The following is a 16,889-nucleotide window of genomic DNA, read 5'->3' as shown; positions in this document are numbered from 1 at the left end:
CGGAAGCGGGCCTTCATCCGCCCCGCCGCCCCTTCCAATATTGCACCTGCGCGCGCGTCATGCCCAGCGCTGCGGCGGCGGCGCTGGCATTGCCCCCGCTGCGTTCCAGCGCGGCCGCGATCAGCCGGTCGGCGATCTCCTGCCGGCTGAGCCCGCTGTCGAGCAGCATCGCGCCGACATCCGCCTCCGCGCCCCCGCCGCCCCCGCGAAACCGGCGCGCGACGAAATCGCGGAACGGGTCGGGCACGAAGCCTTCGGTCCGGTTGCCCACGCCCAGCGTCAGATGGTGCAGGCCGATCGCCTCCCCCTCCCCGGCCAGGATGACGCCGCGCTCCACCAGATTCTCCATCTCGCGGATATTGCCCGGCCAGCCATAGTCGTGGAAGGCGCGGACGACCTCCGCCTCCAGGCGCAGCAGGCCGCGCCCGTGCCGCTGGCAGAGACGGGCGAGGAAATGATTGGCGAGCACCGGAATGTCCGCCCGCCGCTCCCTCAACGGCGGGATGTAGACGGGAAAGGGACTCAGCCGGTGGAACAGGTCGGCGCGAAATCGGCCTGCCTCCATCTCGGCGCGCAGGTCGGCATTGGTGGCGGCGATCAGGCGGACGTCGGCGGTCAGCGTCCTCGTCCCGCCCACCCGCTCATAATCGCCGTCCTGCAACACGCGCAGCAGCTTGCCCTGCGCGGCGAGGGACAGCGTGCCGATCTCGTCCAGGAACAGCGTGCCGCCCGCCGCCCGCTCGAATCGGCCGGGGCGCGTGGCGATCGCGCCGGTGAAGGCGCCCTTCTCCACGCCGAACAGTTCGGCCTCCAGCAATGTCTCTGGAATGGCGGCGCAGTTGACCGCGACGATCGGCCTGTCGGCCCGCCGGCTGCGCTTGTGCAGCTCGCGCGCGAACACTTCCTTGCCGACGCCGCTTTCGCCCAGGAACAGCACCGGCGCCATGGTCGGCGCGACCTTGTCCACCAGGTGCAGCACCGTGTTGAAGCCGGACGACGCGCCCACGATGGCGCGGGCGCCGATATGCAGGTCGGCGTCGACCGGCGCCGCGCTGTCCGGCGGCGGCGGGCGGCGGCTGTAGGTGTCGGCGCGGAACCAGCGCAGTTCGTTGTCGGCGTCCGGCCACTCGTCCGCCGGCCGCCCGACCAGATAACAGCGGTCATGCCCCATCGCGATGCATTCCAGTTCGCGGAACACCATCGGCCGGCCGAAGAAGGTGGAGGCATAGCCCGAAGCATATCCCGCCTGCTGCCATCCCGCCGGATGCGCGCCGATGCCCATTTCCTGCACATGGGACGCGCATTCCGCCGAATTGTGCCAGACATATTCGCCATGGAAGCGCCCGGCCTCGAAATCCGCCTCGAACGCCAGTTCCTCGACCTGCACGGCCCCTTTCAGCGCATGGAATTGCGGCCCGGCGCGATAGATGTCCTCCAGGGTGCCGCTATGCCGCAATTCCTGCGCGAGCTGCGCATCCGCGACGCCGGTGCCATAGCCGATGCGCGACATCAGCATGCGCGCGCTTTCATAGCCAAGAGCGCGCACCAATTCCCGCCGCAACTGGCCAAGCACGATGTCGTCGACCAGCAGCATCCGCCGCTTGCCCAGGCGGATTTCCGCCCGCGCCGGGTCGAAGTGGAAGCTGTCGCGCAGATCGGCAAGGTCGCTCTCGCCCACCGGCGCGACCCCGCCATCGTGAAATGCCGTGCCCAGTCCCGACTTGCCGGATGCCGATCCGCCTGCCCGCGCCATGTCCTCTCCTGTTTAATATTCGACAGTCATAGGGGCAATGTCGGATGATTTTCAACAGCCCGATCATGCCCGCCCGCCGCAGGGGCGATGGGCGCCCTTTCCTTCCCGCCCCCTTTCCCGGCGCGGGACCGGCATTTCGGCCGGCCTCGGCCGCATCGGCAGGACCGCGCGGCGCGATCTGGCACGCCGCTTGCTGGTCGCCCCGCATCCGCCGCCACGGGTGCGGCGACCATGGGAAAAGGATGATCATGTCGGCAAGCAGCCTGTATCTGAAACGCGCCTGGTACGTCGCCGCCCTCTCCAGCGAAGTCGACGCGACGCAGCTGTTCCACCGCCGGATATTGGGCATGTCGGTCCTCATCTTCCGCGACGCGCAGGGCGAGGCGGTCGCCCTTCAGGACCGCTGCCCGCACCGCTTCGCCCCGCTTTCCATGGGCAGCCGGGTGGGCGACGCCATCGCCTGCCCCTATCACGGGCTGCGGTTCGACGCCGGCGGCCATTGCGTCCACAACCCGCACGGTCGCGGCCAATTGCCCAGGGGGCAGGTCGTGCGCGGCTTTCCGCTGATCGAACGCCACGGATTCATCTGGATCTGGATGGCGGAGGAGGCGGCCGATCCCGCCCTGCTTCCCGACTTCTCGCCGCTGGACAGGGGCCATGCCAACGGCGTCGGCCACACCTATATGAAGCTGCCGGTCGATTACCGCCTGATCCTGGACAATGTCATGGACCTCAGCCATGTCGACTATGTCCATGGCGAAATCATCACGACGCGGGGGCAATTGTCGCCGCTGATCCCGCAGGTGGAGGAGACGGAGAACAGCGTCTCCGCCAGTTGGGACTACAGCCAGACCCCGCCCATCGGCATCTTCGCCCCCTTCCTGCCCCGGCCGGAGGAGGCGGCCCGCCACAGCATCCGCGTCACCTGGACGGCGCCCGCCAATATCCAGTTGTCGATCGCGGCGGCGCAGGACGACGCGCCCTTCGAACAGGGCATCAGCCAATATGACCTGCACAGTTGCACGCCGGGCGACGAGAATGAGACCCATTATTTCTTCGCCACCCGCCGCAACCATGCGGAAGAGGATGGCGACTATAACGCGTTCAAGACGGCGGCCATGCACGCCGCCTTCGAGACGGAGGACGGCCCGATCATCGCCGCCGCCCAGCGAGAGATGGGGGGCGAGGATTTCTTCGACCTGAAACCCATGCTGCTGTCCAACGACCTGGCGGCGGTCAAGGTGCGCCGCCGCCTGCAACGTGCGGTGGAACTGGAGGGCGCGATGGAACTGGAGGACGCAACGCCCGGCCGGACGGATCACGCCGCCCGGCGGTGACGCTGGGCAACCGGCGCGGTTCAGTCCTTCGGGCGTATGGTCAGGGATTGGCAGAGCGTGCCGAACGCCCCGCCTTCATCGTGCAGGATGCTGTGCGTCAGGCCGATGCCCGTCGGCCCGGCGGAAACGCTGGTGTCGAAACCGATCCATTCGCCCACCGGCGACCGCAGGAAATGGGCGGTCAGGTCCAGATTGGGGAAGGCCGCCTCCTGCGGGGAGGCAAGCGGCGCCAGCCCGTTGGCGATGTCGGCCAGGCCCATGAACCGCGCCGCCGCCGACACCTGCCGCCCTTCCAGCAGCGCCAGCGGCGAACGCGCCCAGCACCGGGCGCGGCCCGGCCATTGCCCTTCCCGCCTCACCTCCACGCTGGCGATGAAGCCGCCCGGCCAGAGGAGGGACAGGTCGCATGCGGGCACGGCCTGGGGCGGCGGCAGGGAAGGAAAATTGACCGCCGCCATGCCGCCGCTGTCATAGGCCTGGGCCAGCCAGGCGCGCAGGACGATGGCGGGACGGCCGCCATGGCTGATCCGGGCCTCCACCAGTTCGATGGTCCGGCCGGGCCGCAGCACCGCGACGTCGATGCCGACCGGCTCGATCGGCATGGTGCCCCATATGTCGCAGGACAGGCGCGCCACCTGCAATCGGTCGGCGCGCCGCGCGGCATGATCGGCCTCCACCGCATGGACCAGCAGGCCGATGGCGGGCGCCACATGCTGTTCGGCGACGTTCCACGCGCCCCCGGCATGCGGCGTGGGCATGAACCGCCCGTCGTCCATCGGCAGGAAATAGGCCTGCCCCCCGCCGTCTTCAGCCGCCACGGCCCGGTTTTCCCTTCCCGGTAGCGCGCATCCCGCATTTCCCCGAACTGCCCGTCACCGTCACCTCGAATCTCCCAAGGACACGCATAGCGGGGAATCCCCTGACGGGCGATATGCGGCGCGGCGCCGATGGCCGACATTCAGACGTAATGGTTGTAAAATTAAACCAATTCCGCCAAGCTCCGGCCGGTCAACGAACATGATCGCCGGACAGGCGGGGAGAGATTGGATGCATGAACCCAGGGCGATCTTCATCACCGGGGGCGGATCGGGGATCGGCAGGGCGGTGGCGCTGCGCTTCGCGGCGGAAGACTGGCTGGTGGGCATTGCCGACATCGACGAAGCCGGCATGGTGGAAACGGCGGCCCAATTGCCCCAAGGGCATACTTCGCTCCATCTCCTCGATGTGCGCGACAGGGATAAATGGGACCGCAGCCTGGCCGAATTCGCGAAGTTCAGCGGCGGCCGACTGGACGTCATGTTCAACAATGCCGGCATCGGACTGGGCGGGCCGTTCCAGCATGCCGCGAAACATGAAATCGACGCGCTGATCGACATCAACCTGCGCGGGATGATGTACGGCGCGCATGCCGCCCACCCCTATCTCGCCGCCACGGCGGGAAGCTGCCTGCTCAACATGGCGAGCGCGTCGGCGCTTTACGGATCGGCCGGCCTGGCGGTCTATTCGGCGACGAAATACGGCATTCGCGGCCTTTCCGAGGCGCTGGACGTGGAATGGGGGCCTTCGGGCATCAAGGTCCGCTGCCTCTTTCCCAGCTTCGTCGACACGCCCATGCTGGCCGGCACGCCCGGTTCCAGCGAAGACAGCAAGCGGGACCGCGTGCTGAAATCCGGGGCGAAGCTCACTCCCGTGGAGGAGGTCGCCCAGCATGCGTGGCAGGCGGTGCACGGCTCCCGCCTGCATGTCCTGGTCGGAAAAGCGGCGCGAAGCCTGGCGTTCAAGGCCCGGTGGAGACCCCATAAGCTGCGGACGGTCGTTCGCGGCTAGAGCCGCCAGTTCATCTGGATGCCGTAGGTCGCGGGCTGCCCGGCCAGCCTGCGGACCACGTCGAACAGCTTGGCGACGTTGGTCCAGTAATAGCTGTTGGTCACGTTGCGCCCGAAAGCGCTGACCTGCCACCTGCCGTCACTGCTGCCGAAGCCGGCGCGCAGGTCGAGCACGCCATAATCCTTCATGTAGAGCAGCGGTTCATTGCCGAAGCCCGCATTGGTGCTGGTGCGATAGCTGTAATTGGCGCCCAGCGTCGCATCCAGCCGGTCGGAAACCGGAAACCTGTAATTGCCGTCCAGATTGACCTGCCACTTGGGCGTATAGGGAAAATCATTGCCGATGAAGTTCTTGCGCGTGCCGATGATGGTATAGTTGATGAAGTCGGACGTGACCTTGGAGTCCAGGTAAGTCGCCGCGGCGGTCAGCGACAGGCCGCTGGTCGGATAGACCGTCACCTGCCCCTCGAAACCGCGAATTCGCGACTTGGGAACATTGACGAGCGCGAGCAGGGCGCCCGCAAGGGTATTGATGCGCCCCTGAAGCTGCTTGTCCGAATAGTCATAGTTGAAGGCCGCGCCGGTCACGTCGACCAGCCGGCCGAAAAGCGACGCCTTGAACCCCGCCTCCAGCGCCAGGACGCTCTCCTGCTTGACCGGCAGATACTGGTCGACGCTGGTGCCCGAAAGGACAGGCACGCTGCCCGCCTTGTAGCCCCGGCTGGCATTCGCATAGAGCAGGACGCGCTCGGCCGGCTTCACGTCGACGCCCACCCGCCAGGACAGGCTGTCCTCGTTGAAGGTTCCGCCGATATGCTCCGCATAGGCCAGGTTGTTGTCGAGCGCGGAGCAGCCGTTCAGCGGAATGGGCGGGATCAGCGGCCGTCCCACCATGGCGAGCACGCCGTTGAACAGGCGGGTCGAGGCATCGGCCGAATGCTGGTTGCCCGGCCGCGAACAGCCTTCATAGCGGAGGTCCGCCTTGGTATAGCGGGCGCCGGCGTGCAGCGTGACCAGGCGGCCGATGTCATAGTCGACATTGCCGAACGCCGCATAGGTGTTGAAGTCCTGATAGCCATAGGGCGCGGCGGCGACGTCGTTGGTCAGCGGGGTGAAATAGCTGTTCTGGGTCGAATAGGGCATGGACCAGAACGCGTCTTCCCGCGTCCTGTCATAGGCGTAGTTCAGGCCCAGGATGACGGTCGCTGGCCCGAAATTGCCGGTCAGCCGCTCCTCGGTCGAAAAGGACGAGATGCGGCCGCGCACGGTCTGGTCGCCGTTCGACAGCGACGTGCCGTCCAGGTCGATCCGCTGGTGCATGCGCATGCGGGAATAGGAATTGAGCGAGACCAGCGTGATGTCGTCGGTCAGTTCGTAATCCCCGCGCAGCACCGCCTGGTAGAAGCTGTTGTCCTTGCGGAACGGCGTATCGGCGTTCCAGTCGGCGGCGCGGGGCGTCTCAGGCGACCGGGGATAGTTGGTGACGAGCGGTATCGTGGCGGCAAAGGGCGCGAACAGCGGAATGACCGTCAGCAACTGTCCGGCCTGGGTGTCGCCATCGTCGATGAAACCGTTGAGGTTGAGCGAGAGCCTGAGGCGGTCGGACGCCTGCCAGTCCAGAAGGAACCGGCCCTGGAGCATGCGCTGGCGGCCCAGGCTGTCGTTGCGGGTATAGCTTTGCTGCCAGCCGTCCCCGCGCACCCCGCGAACCGCCAGGCGGGCGTTGAGGCCCGGCGCAAGCGGGCCGGTGACATAGCCCTGCGCGTCCAGCGTGTTGAAGCGCGCAAAACTCGCCGTCACGCCCGCGCCCAGCTCATCCCTGGGCTTCGCGGCGATATAGTTGATCGCGCCGCCCGTGGCGTTCTGGCCGAACAGGGTTCCCTGCGGCCCCTTGAGCACCTCGACCCGCTCCAGGTCGAAGGCGGCGCCGGTCGTCATCACGGAAAAGGGCAAGGGCGCCTCGTCGACATAGACGCTGACGGTCGGGCGCGCGCCCACCGCCGTGTCGTAGAAGCCCACGCCGCGCAGCGAATAGACCGGCACGCCGCTGCCGCTCTGCACGAAATTGAGGCCGGGCGTGACCTTCGCCAGATCCTGGACATCGTTGATCCCACGCGCCGCAAGCTGCTCCCCGGTCAGCGCCGTCACCGACATCGGCACGGTGCTGAGGCTCTGGGCGCGCTTCTGCGCCGTCACGACGATGTCCGCCGGGCTGGCGGCCGGTTCCGCCGATGCCGGCGCCTCCCCGACGGGTCCGGACGGCGACTGACCATGAGCGGCAACCGGCACGACCACCGCCGCGCCGGCAAGACAAAGCACAGCCTTCCATTTCATCATCATCAATCCCCCTCCCGGGAAGGCCCATTCGACCGATGGGCTCTGCTTGAGATTGGAAAGGCCTGTCCCCGACAAGCGTCGAAAACAGATCCGCCCCGCCGCGACGATTGCGAGGGCTTCGGGCCGGAGCTTTTGGTGTCGCATCGTTCCAAGCGGATCGGTTCCCGCCTTTCCCGCGCGATGCTCCAGCCGCCTTCCACCGAAGCGGCGCGACCGAACCTGGTCGGTTCCATCATGCCGATTCGCCCTTATATGTGTATCTACACATTTATGCCTGTCAATCGCTATCGGCAAGGAAGGCGGAACGGCATCGACCCGGCCGAAAAAGAAACCCCGCCGGAGCAAGCTCCACGGCGGGGCCAAGGTTCAGGGAGGCGTCACTCCAAGGGGAAGAGTGACGAACCCCGATCTAGGAACTCCGACCAGCGATTCAAGGGCTTGCGATTCTGGGGCTTGCGATTCTGGGGCTTGCGATTCTGGGGCTTGCGTTCCGCCAACCGCGCCCGTCCTTCCTCGCCAAAGGCAAAGGAGCCCCGCCTCTTGCGAAGAAGGGCGGGGCTTCAGTTGGGTCGCACGCAGGCTCGCGCCTGCGGGCGGCAATAGGGCATAGTTCCGCCGGCAAGTCGATGATGATAATCCAGATCTGGATCAATGGGATGGCGGGTCTTCCGGACAGGAAAAGGCAACGGCGCGCCGGGCCTCGCCCGCCGCGCCGTCATCGCCGCGTTTCCCGCGCCCGTCCCCCCGGACGGACCCGGATCGCCCGTTCAGTTCGCCTTGCTCAGGTCCACCTTCTCGACCCATTCGGGATAGAAGGTCGGCTCCCGGTTCGACCATCCGACCGCCGTCGCCGCCGCCTCGCTGATCGACTGGAGCAGCGCCCGGCGCTTTTCGGGGTGCAGATGCGGCAGGCTGGCCGCCGCGCAGAAGGCGCCCGGCAGCCACGGCCGCGATCCCGCCCCCAACAGCCGCTCATAGAGGAAGCGATAGGCCGAGAAGCTGCACAGCCGGTCCTGCCCCAGGTCGAAGGCGGACACCGTCACCAGCGGCGCCATGAACGGCTCCATCTGGTCCAGGCCGCTGTCGTCGGGCACCCGCGCCTTGATCTCGTCCAGCCGCCCGTAGACCCGCGCCTGCGCCCGGATGCTGGCTTCCTCCACCATGTCGCGCGACCACAGCTTCATGGCGTCGCGCCGATGGAGTCCGATGTCCAGCGATCTTCGGATGTAACGCTGCGTAGCGGCCGGGAAACTGGCGAATTCTCGCAATTCCGCCAGGGTGATCGCCCCGTCCGCAGGTCTTGCACTCGTGCCCATGTCTTTGCCCTCCGACTTCAAGTCGTAAGCAGAACATGCGCCCCCTATGGTTACTGCAAGCTTAAGCGCCGGTTCTGCCGACAAGCATAGGGAATCATTTTTCTTTGTGCGGCGCAACATGTAATTTTCATGAATGCGCCCAACGGAGGGACAGCGCGCCGGCAGAGAGCGTCGGGTCCAAAGCGCACCGTGCTCCTGCGAAGGCAGGAGCCCAGTTCCGCCCTCTATGGACCATCGCACCGCCCGGACCCGGCTCCTGCCTTCGCAGGAGCACGGTCGCTCAATGGCGGGGCCACCCCGGCCCAATCCCCTAATCCGCGCGCCGCTCCAGCACCGCGCCGATCATGCTGCGCCACACCGCCACGTCGCCCGCCTGCGCCATTTGCGCATCGGGTTCGCGCAGCGTGTGCAGGATCGCATAGGCATCGTCGACATGGTCCTGCCAACTGGCGTCGACTGCGCTCGCCGCATGCGGATCGCTGCCCTCGCCGTTCAGGCTGAGCTGGCGCCCCGCCAGCACGCGGGCGATGCGCTCGATCGCGGGAGTGGCGGAAGTCGGCATATGAAGTGGCTCCTCTCACCTGCGGAGGGCAACGTCACGGCTGCCCTCCAACCGATCATATCACGATTTCCCCCAGCGTCTATCGCCCGTCCTTTCCGCCCTTGCCTTCGGGATGGCCCTTGCCTCCCGATCCCTGTTCGCCTTCCGGGAAACCGGATGACGGAACCGGATCGCCATTGTCGCCCGGCGCGGTCGCGGACGGCGGGTCGGACGCATCCATGCTGTCCATCAATCCCTCGTCCAGCTTCTCCTCGGTCGTCACGGCATGGTCCTGCGCGTCGGTGGACCGCTTGTCGCCCGCTTCCTCGCGGCTGTTGGGCCGAATATCGGTCTTGTCGTTCATCATGCTCTCCTTTTGAACGCATCAGCGCCTCGCGGCATGAAACGGACGGCGGCGGGGGCGGGTTCCGCCCGCTCCCCCTATCGACCAACGCATGGAACCCTTCGACCAGCTTCGCCGTCCAGGGGCGACAGCGCCCCCGCCTTGGCCTAGACTTCCGCCCATGAGCATGAAAAACGAGGACGGCGAGCCGGGCGTGCCGCCGACGGTCGCACTCTATTCGATACTGGGTTTCTGGTTCTTCTACGCGGTGCTGGTGACGCTGCGCGCCTCCGTCATGGGGTTCGAGGCGCAGGGGACCATGGCCGCCCGCCGCGCCGTGGTGACGGTGATCGGCATCGTCGTCACCTGGGTTCTCTATCTCTGCCTGCGCCGCTTCGACCGCCAGCCGCTCGCGACGCGCATCATCGCCGCCTTCACCCTCGCCGCGCCCTTCGCGCTGGCGACGGCGGCGGCCAATTTCTATGTCTTCAACATCTACGACCCGGCCTCGCTCTTTCCCGATTCCGATTATCAGAAATATGCCAGCGAACAGGGTTTCGCCCTGATGCAGATCGTGGAGGACGCGATCAGCCGCTATTTCTTCCTCGCCGCCTGGGCGGGCCTCTACCTCGCCCTTTCCTACGCCAGCGAGGCGCATCGGGTGGAACGCCGCGCCGACCGGCTGGAACGCGCCGCCCAGCAGGCCGAACTGCGCTCGCTGCGCTACCAGGTGAACCCGCATTTCCTGTTCAACACGCTGAACTCGCTCTCCTCCCTGGTCATGAAGGACCGGCGCGACGAGGCGGAACAGATGATCCTCTCCCTCTCCAACTTCTACCGCACCAGCCTTACCGGCGACCCGCTGGAGGATGTCTCGCTGGAGGAGGAGGTGCATCTCCAGAAACTCTATCTGGACATCGAGGCGGTCCGCTTCCCGGATCGCCTGTCGACCAGCATCCGGATTCCCGACCGGCTGCTCAATGCCTGCGTCCCCGGCCTGATCCTGCAACCGCTGGTCGAAAACGCGATCAAATACGGCGTGTCGCGCACCTCCAGCCCGGTCACCATCGCCATCGAAGCGCGGGAGGAGGAAGGCATGCTCCACATCAGCGTCACCGACAATGGCGACAAGCCGCCCCGCGAAGCCGACGCGGGCAGCGGCATCGGCCTCGCCAATGTGCGCGACCGCCTGACCGCCCGCTTCGGCGAACAGGGCCGCCTGGACTACGGCCCGCGCCCCGGCGGCGGCTTCGCGGTGGGTCTCACCCTCCCCATCATCCGCAGGAGCTAGGGTGTGCGGAGATTTCGTCCGGGACGGGCTGCAAATGGCGGCTTTTTGCGCTTCCGGTGCTCACGTACTGAAGTACGCTGCGTCGAAACGAGTCACGCGCCTCGTTTCGAGGTTCTCAAAATCCACCATTTTCGCCTCGCCCCGAACGAAATCTCCGCACATCCTGGCGCGATCCGTGAAAGGTTGAACCCATGACCATCCGAACGCTGATCGTCGACGATGAACCCCTGGCCGTGGAACGCCTGCAAATGCTCTGCGCCCGCGAACCGCGCATCGCTCTGGTCGGCACCGCCAGCGACGGAGAAGCGGCGCTGCGCCTGATCGAGGGGCTGGAGCCGGACCTGGTGATGCTCGACATCGCCATGCCCCTGCTGGACGGCATAGGCGTGGCGCGGGCGACCTCGCGCATGGGCATATGCCCGGCGGTGATCTTCGTCACCGCGTTCGAGGGCTTCGCGGTGGAGGCCTTCGACCTCGCCGCCGTGGACTATCTGCTAAAGCCGGTCGCCCATGAACGGCTGTCCCGCGCCATCGACCGGGTCGAACAGGCGCTGGGCAACCGAGCCGCCCCCTCCCCCGCCACCAGCGCGGAGGAGGAGCCGGAATGGGCGCAGGAATTCTGGGTGCCCCACCGCTCCGAACTGATCCGCATCGGCGCCGCCCAGATCGACCGGATAGAGGCGGAGCGGGACTATATGCGGCTGCATGTCGGGGCCAACAGCTATCTGCTGCACCAGACGATCAGCTCGCTGGAAAACCGGCTGGACCCGCAGCAATTCGTCCGCCTGCACCGTTCCCACATCGTCCGCCGCGACCATATCGCCCGGCTGCGCCACGACGGCAGCGGCGTCTGGTCCGCCTGCCTGGCCGACGACACGGAAATCCGCATCGGCCGCACCTACCTCGCCAACGCCCGCGCCCTGGCGGGCCGCTGACACCTGTAAATCCTCCCCATCGAGGATGGGGAGGGGGACCGCCGCCAAAGGCGGTGGTGGGGGGGGGGAATGCGCAACGTCACCCCATCACACTCCGCTCCCAAAACAAAAAGGCCCGGCAACCGCCGGGCCTTCCTTCAAAACGCACCCAGGCCTAAAACCTCAATTCCCCAGGCGGACCTCATCCTTGCCCCTGTCGGCAAAGCGCTCGCCACTCCCGGCCTTGGCGATCGCCAGTTCCACCGCGCCGCGCACATGGTCGGCGGCAACCGTCTGGCATTTCCTGATCTCGGCAGAGGTCGCGCCACGCTCGCACACCCTCCACGCGGCCCGCCAGATGCGCCCCTTCAGGACATTCTGCCCCTTCGCGCTCGCCAGATCGAGATCGTTATAGCGAACCTCGGTAGTCCTGCCGTTCGATTCGAATTCCACAGCCGAAGCCGTACCGGCAACGCCCAGCAAAGCGGCGACAGCGATCATTTTCGCGGCGATCATGACAAAGTCTCCTCAACTATCTTCTGTCCGCTCGCGGCGGACCTCAGCGAAGATATGAGCGGCAAATCACCTCCGTCTTCGCAGCCTCAGCTTTACTCCTGGCCCAAAGACATGGCTTCACACGTTCGACCGGCGCCCCTCCCGCTCGGCCAACGACGCCCCCGTCGACCAAATGCGGTCCAGCCCGGACGAACGACAATTTTACGTCAAGAAAACAAGCGTTCCCTAACGTAAAATTGCAGACATCCCATAAGCAGCGCACATAAAAAAGCACCCCCGGCGCAAGGGAATGGCCGGGGGTGCATCCAGGAAGCTGTCGGGCTCTCCGGGATCTCTTTTCAAACTGTCGTCAGCGAACCGCCGAACCGGATTCGGTGATCGCCGTCTCGCCCTGCATCATAGCGCCGCTGCGAAGGGACCGTTTTCTCCATTCGATGATCCGCCGACCCGCCGCGCCCGGCAGCATCCCCGGACGACGAACCGACGACCGGCATCCACGAACGACATCAGCGCCCCTGCCCGGCCAACTGCGCCCGCAAATTGGCGAGCGTCCGGGCGTCCACCACCGGCCGCTCCGGCGCCTGCCGCCCCTCGCGCAGCTTCCTGCGGTCCCTCTCCGGCGGCTCCACCACCCGCACCCTCACGGGCGCATGGCCAACAGCCCTGATCCCCAGTTGCTCCGCCGCCCCGCGCGACAGGTCGATGATCCGCCCCCGCCCGGCAAAGGGGCCGCGGTCGTTCACCCGCACCAGGATCGTCCGCCCCGTCTCCAGCGCCGTCACCTCGACATAGCTCGGCAGCGGCAGCGTCACATGCGCCGCCGTCACCGCCTTGGGCCGGAACCGCTCGCCATTGGCGGTCCGGTTGCCGCTCTCCCCGCCATACCAGCTCGCATAGCCCAGATAGTCATAGCCGGGATCGGCGGCGGGCACATAGGTCACGCCCCTGACGCTATAGGGCTTGCCCACCCGCACCGGCACGTCGCTCACCGGCCGATATTCGACGCCCCCGCCGCACCCCGCCAGCGCCACTAAGGCGGCCAGCGCCCCGCACCGCATCCGAACCGAAATCCCGCTCATCCCCGCCCTTTAACCCAGCCCGGCGCGGGAGCAAAGCCGCCGCCTTTTCCTTTCGCCGCACAGTCCCTATCTTGCGCCGGACCGGCCCTTGCCTCCCAAGAACAAATCTGGAACAACACGCCCCCATGAGTCTCACGCAAATTTCTCGGCAGAGGTCTACCGAATGCTGACCACCATAAGCGTCCGCGGCGCACGCGAGCATAATCTCAAGGGCGTCGACGTCGACCTTCCCCGCGACAGCCTGATCGTCATCACCGGCCTTTCCGGCTCCGGCAAGTCCTCCCTCGCCTTCGACACCATCTATGCCGAGGGTCAGCGCCGCTATGTCGAATCCCTCTCCGCCTATGCGCGCCAGTTCCTGGAGATGATGCAGAAGCCGGACGTAGAGCATATCGACGGCCTCTCCCCCGCCATCTCCATCGAGCAGAAGACGACCAGCCGCAACCCGCGCTCCACGGTCGCCACGGTGACGGAGATCTACGACTATATGCGCCTCCTCTGGGCGCGCGTCGGCATCCCCTACAGCCCCGCCACCGGCCTCCCCATCAGCGCCCAGACGGTCAGCCAGATGGTCGACCGCGTCATGCAGCTGCCCGAAGGAACGCGCTTCTATCTCCTCGCCCCGGTGGTCCGCGGCCGCAAGGGCGAATATCGCAAGGAACTGGCGGAGTGGCAGAAGGCCGGCTTCACCCGCGTCCGCATCGACGGCGAACTCTACGCGATCGAGGACGCCCCTGCCCTCGACAAGAAATACAAGCATGACATCGAAGTGGTGGTCGACCGCCTGGCCGTCAGCGAAGACATGGCCACCCGCCTCGCCGACAGCTTCGAACAGGCGCTGAAACTCGCCGACGGCCTCGCCTATGTCGACCTCGCCGACACCAGCGTGGCGGAGGCGCTGGGGCCCACCCCCACCTCCGTTCGCCCTGAGCCTGTCGATGCCGCCGACCTCACCTCCACCAAAAAGGGCATGAAGAACGCCGGCATCCCCGAAAACCGCATCGTCTTCAGCGAGAAGTTCGCCTGCCCCGTCAGCGGCTTCACCATAGCGGAGATCGAACCGCGCCTCTTCTCCTTCAACGCCCCGCAGGGCGCCTGCCCCGCCTGCGACGGCCTGGGCGAACGGCAGGAGTTCGACCCCGAACTCGTCGTCCCCAACGAAGCCCTCAGCCTCAAGAAGGGCGCCGTCGTCCCCTGGGCCAAGTCCAACCCGCCCAGCCCCTATTACATGCAGGTTCTCGGCTCCCTCGCCAGGGAGTTCGGCTTCTCCCTCGACACCCCCTGGGCCGACCTGCCGGGGGAGGTGAAGCTGATCATCCTCCACGGCACCGCCGGCAAGCCCGTCACCCTGCGCTTCGTCGACGGCAAGAAAAGCTATGAGGTCAAAAAGCCCTTCGAAGGCGTCATCGGCAACCTCAACCGCCGCCTCCTCCAGACCGAATCCGCCTGGATGCGGGAGGAACTCAGCAAATACCAGACCGCCATGCCGTGCGAGACCTGCCACGGCGCCCGCCTCAAGCCCGAAGCGCTGGCGGTGAAGATCGCGGGCGAAGACATCTCCATGTCCACCCGCCGCTCGGTGGTGGACGCGCTCGGTTTCTTCTCCACCCTCCCCAGCCGCCTCAACGATCAGCAGAACCAGATCGCCCGCGCCATCCTCAAGGAAATCGTGGAGCGCCTCGGCTTCCTCAACAATGTCGGCCTCGACTATCTGAACCTGGACCGCACCAGCGGCACCCTGTCCGGCGGCGAGTCCCAGCGCATCCGCCTCGCCAGCCAGATCGGCAGCGGCCTGTCGGGCGTCCTCTACGTCCTCGACGAACCCTCCATCGGCCTGCACCAGCGCGACAATGACCGCCTGCTCATCACCTTGAAACGCCTGCGCGACCTCGGCAACACCGTCATCGTCGTGGAACATGACGAAGATGCGATCCGCACCGCCGACTATATCGTCGACATGGGGCCGGGCGCGGGCGTCCACGGCGGCCAGATCGTCGCGCAGGGCACCCTCAACGAACTGCTCGCGCACAAGGACAGCCTGACCGCCGACTATCTGAACGGCGCCCGCCGCATCGAAGTCCCGCCCCGCCGCCGCAAGGGATCGGGCAAGAAACTCACCGTCCACAACGCCCGCGCCAACAACCTGCAAAATGTCACCGCCAGCATCCCGCTCGGCACCTTCACCTGCATCACCGGCGTGTCGGGTTCGGGCAAGTCCAGCTTCACCATCGACACCCTCTATGCGGCGTCCGCCCGCGCCCTCAACGGCGCCCGCATCGTCGCCGGACCGCACGACAAGGTGACGGGCCTCGAACATTGCGACAAGGTGATCGACATCGACCAGTCGCCCATCGGCCGCACCCCCCGCTCCAACCCGGCGACCTATACGGGCGCCTTCACCAACATCCGCGACTGGTTCGCCGGCCTCCCCGAAGCGCAGGCGCGCGGCTACAAGCCCGGCCGCTTTTCGTTCAACGTCAAGGGCGGCCGCTGCGAAGCCTGCCAGGGCGACGGCGTGCTCAAGATAGAGATGCACTTCCTCCCCGACGTCTACGTCACCTGCGACGTCTGCCACGGCGCCCGCTACAATCGCGAGACGCTGGAAGTGAAGTTCAAGGGCAAGTCCATCGCCGACGTCCTCGACATGACGGTCGAGGATGCGGTGGAATTCTTCAAGGCCGTCCCCCCCATCCGCGACAAGATGGCGATGCTGGCCGAAGTGGGCCTGGGCTATATCAAGGTCGGCCAGCAGGCGACCACCCTGTCCGGCGGCGAAGCCCAACGCGTCAAACTCGCCAAGGAATTGTCGCGTCGAGCCACCGGCAACACGCTCTATATCTTGGACGAACCCACCACCGGCCTCCATTTCGAGGACGTCCGCAAACTGCTCGAAGTCCTCCACGCCCTCGTCGAACAGGGCAACAGCGTGGTCGTGATCGAACATAATCTGGACGTCATCAAGACCGCCGACTGGATCATCGACATGGGCCCGGAGGGTGGCGTCAAGGGCGGCGAAGTGGTGGCCGAAGGCACCCCGGAAAAGGTCGCGAAGAACGCCCGGAGCTTTACCGGGCGCTATCTCGCGCCGCTGTTGGGTATGGAGGCTGTGGCGGCGGAGTAGTTCTAACTACGTTGGAATTGCGCATTTATTAATAAAGAAGTATTTCAGAACGCTTGCGAAACTGCTTGACGGCCACTTCCAGCTTTCGCATTTCTACCAAATGCGCGTTCAGGATGTTATCCGTGGGGAGAAGCACAACCTGTCAGTTTCTGACTGGGGTAGCGGAAAGACTCCAAAAGCAAAATTTCCGCTATCGAAAGCGGGCAAGAAGGCTTGGTCTTTCGGAGCGGCTTGGGAATGGCGCTTCGCAGAATTTGAGCACGCTGGGCGACAGTTCGTCCTCCGCCTTTTGCTGTGCGAAGGCAAAAGCAAAGCTCACGTTCATTTAGGCTTGCGGAGCGGTCGCGATACCATTGTGCTATGTAGCTATGAATATCATATCGATCATCAAACGGGTTGGCACTTGCACACTTTATGCGGAGACAAGAACGATATAGATAGCGCGCCGCCTGGAACATTAGTGCACGGCCCATGGGTGAAACGATTGCCATCCGCTCGAGCTCGACACCGGAGGA

13 protein-coding genes are annotated in these 16,889 nt (G+C 66.0%); 5 read left to right on the top strand and 8 right to left on the bottom strand.

Annotated features, from left to right (window positions below; all coding sequences use genetic code 11):
* Positions 1-13: 13 nt before the first annotated feature.
* Positions 14-1,753 (bottom strand): sigma-54-dependent Fis family transcriptional regulator, encoded by a 1,740-nt coding sequence (locus Sj15T_RS01750; RefSeq protein WP_013039617.1) that lies wholly within the window; start codon positions 1,751-1,753, stop codon positions 14-16.
* A gap of 44 nt (positions 1,754-1,797) precedes the next feature.
* Between Sj15T_RS01750 and Sj15T_RS01745 the strand changes: the two genes are divergently transcribed.
* On the top strand, positions 1,798-3,090 hold the full coding sequence (locus Sj15T_RS01745; protein ID WP_013039616.1) for an aromatic ring-hydroxylating dioxygenase subunit alpha: 1,293 nt from the start codon (positions 1,798-1,800) through the stop codon (positions 3,088-3,090).
* 20 nt (positions 3,091-3,110) lie between these two features.
* Here Sj15T_RS01745 and Sj15T_RS01740 read toward each other — a convergent pair whose 3' ends face one another.
* Positions 3,111-3,908 carry a thioesterase family protein gene (locus tag Sj15T_RS01740; protein ID WP_013039615.1) on the bottom strand — a complete coding sequence of 266 codons (798 nt, stop codon included), beginning with the start codon at positions 3,906-3,908 and terminating at the stop codon, positions 3,111-3,113.
* 229 nt (positions 3,909-4,137) lie between these two features.
* On the opposite strand from Sj15T_RS01740, the gene Sj15T_RS01735 reads away from it, so the two are divergent.
* Positions 4,138-4,917, top strand: coding sequence for an SDR family oxidoreductase (locus tag Sj15T_RS01735; protein ID WP_007684761.1), 780 nt, complete (start codon positions 4,138-4,140; stop codon positions 4,915-4,917).
* Here Sj15T_RS01735 and Sj15T_RS01730 read toward each other — a convergent pair.
* The 4 genes from Sj15T_RS01730 to Sj15T_RS01715 all read right to left on the bottom strand — a co-directional run bounded on the left by Sj15T_RS01730 (position 4,914) and on the right by Sj15T_RS01715 (position 9,474).
* Entirely contained in the window at positions 4,914-7,256 is a 2,343-nt protein-coding gene (locus Sj15T_RS01730; RefSeq protein WP_041385778.1) for a TonB-dependent receptor, read from the bottom strand. The two genes, Sj15T_RS01735 and Sj15T_RS01730, sit on opposite strands and share 4 nt — an antisense overlap.
* 764 nt (positions 7,257-8,020) lie before the next feature.
* Positions 8,021-8,569, bottom strand: a complete 549-nt coding sequence (locus Sj15T_RS01725; protein ID WP_007684757.1) for a hypothetical protein — start codon at positions 8,567-8,569, stop codon at positions 8,021-8,023.
* 310 nt (positions 8,570-8,879) lie between these two features.
* Positions 8,880-9,131 (bottom strand): hypothetical protein, encoded by a 252-nt coding sequence (locus Sj15T_RS01720; protein ID WP_007684754.1) that lies wholly within the window; start codon positions 9,129-9,131, stop codon positions 8,880-8,882.
* A gap of 79 nt (positions 9,132-9,210) precedes the next feature.
* Positions 9,211-9,474: a hypothetical protein gene (locus Sj15T_RS01715; RefSeq protein ID WP_253720692.1), complete on the bottom strand. Its 264-nt coding sequence runs from the start codon at positions 9,472-9,474 to the stop codon at positions 9,211-9,213.
* 160 nt (positions 9,475-9,634) lie between these two features.
* Here Sj15T_RS01715 and Sj15T_RS01710 point away from each other — a divergent pair, with 160 nt between their 5' ends.
* Together Sj15T_RS01710 and Sj15T_RS01705 are read left to right on the top strand one after the other, a co-directional pair.
* A complete protein-coding gene (locus Sj15T_RS01710) occupies positions 9,635-10,744 on the top strand; it encodes a histidine kinase (protein ID WP_041385776.1) in 1,110 nt (369 codons plus the stop codon).
* A 191-nt stretch (positions 10,745-10,935) separates the two neighbouring features.
* Positions 10,936-11,679 carry a LytTR family DNA-binding domain-containing protein gene (locus tag Sj15T_RS01705; protein WP_013039610.1) on the top strand — a complete coding sequence of 248 codons (744 nt, stop codon included), beginning with the start codon at positions 10,936-10,938 and terminating at the stop codon, positions 11,677-11,679.
* Positions 11,680-11,841: 162 nt separating this feature from the next.
* On the opposite strand, the gene Sj15T_RS01700 is transcribed toward Sj15T_RS01705, so the two are convergent.
* A complete protein-coding gene (locus Sj15T_RS01700; protein WP_013039609.1) occupies positions 11,842-12,174 on the bottom strand; it encodes a UrcA family protein in 333 nt (110 codons plus the stop codon).
* A 506-nt stretch (positions 12,175-12,680) separates the two neighbouring features.
* A complete protein-coding gene (locus Sj15T_RS01695) occupies positions 12,681-13,253 on the bottom strand; it encodes a septal ring lytic transglycosylase RlpA family protein (RefSeq protein ID WP_013039607.1) in 573 nt (190 codons plus the stop codon).
* 163 nt (positions 13,254-13,416) lie between these two features.
* On the opposite strand from Sj15T_RS01695, the gene uvrA reads away from it, so the two are divergent.
* Positions 13,417-16,374, top strand: coding sequence for an excinuclease ABC subunit UvrA (uvrA, locus tag Sj15T_RS01690; protein WP_013039606.1), 2,958 nt, complete (start codon positions 13,417-13,419; stop codon positions 16,372-16,374).
* Positions 16,375-16,889: the final 515 nt, after the last annotated feature.

Source organism: Sphingobium sp. TA15 (assembly GCF_037101235.1).
In the GTDB taxonomy this organism is placed as follows: domain Bacteria; phylum Pseudomonadota; class Alphaproteobacteria; order Sphingomonadales; family Sphingomonadaceae; genus Sphingobium; species Sphingobium indicum.
The sequence above is the reverse complement of the archived record's forward strand: the minus strand, read 5'-3'. Positions and strand labels throughout refer to the sequence as shown.

Coding starts and splice junctions, on each gene's coding strand:
- Sj15T_RS01720 (WP_007684754.1), bottom strand. CDS start 9,131: ATGCCGACTTCCGCCACTCCCGCGATCGAGCGCATCGCCCGCGTGCTG.
- Sj15T_RS01705 (WP_013039610.1), top strand. CDS start 10,936: ATGACCATCCGAACGCTGATCGTCGACGATGAACCCCTGGCCGTGGAA.
- uvrA (WP_013039606.1), top strand. CDS start 13,417: ATGCTGACCACCATAAGCGTCCGCGGCGCACGCGAGCATAATCTCAAG.
- Sj15T_RS01725 (WP_007684757.1), bottom strand. CDS start 8,569: ATGGGCACGAGTGCAAGACCTGCGGACGGGGCGATCACCCTGGCGGAA.
- Sj15T_RS01710 (WP_041385776.1), top strand. CDS start 9,635: ATGAGCATGAAAAACGAGGACGGCGAGCCGGGCGTGCCGCCGACGGTC.
- Sj15T_RS01730 (WP_041385778.1), bottom strand. CDS start 7,256: ATGATGATGAAATGGAAGGCTGTGCTTTGTCTTGCCGGCGCGGCGGTG.
- Sj15T_RS01750 (WP_013039617.1), bottom strand. CDS start 1,753: ATGGCGCGGGCAGGCGGATCGGCATCCGGCAAGTCGGGACTGGGCACG.
- Sj15T_RS01745 (WP_013039616.1), top strand. CDS start 1,798: ATGATTTTCAACAGCCCGATCATGCCCGCCCGCCGCAGGGGCGATGGG.
- Sj15T_RS01700 (WP_013039609.1), bottom strand. CDS start 12,174: ATGATCGCCGCGAAAATGATCGCTGTCGCCGCTTTGCTGGGCGTTGCC.
- Sj15T_RS01695 (WP_013039607.1), bottom strand. CDS start 13,253: ATGAGCGGGATTTCGGTTCGGATGCGGTGCGGGGCGCTGGCCGCCTTA.
- Sj15T_RS01715 (WP_253720692.1), bottom strand. CDS start 9,474: ATGAACGACAAGACCGATATTCGGCCCAACAGCCGCGAGGAAGCGGGC.
- Sj15T_RS01735 (WP_007684761.1), top strand. CDS start 4,138: ATGCATGAACCCAGGGCGATCTTCATCACCGGGGGCGGATCGGGGATC.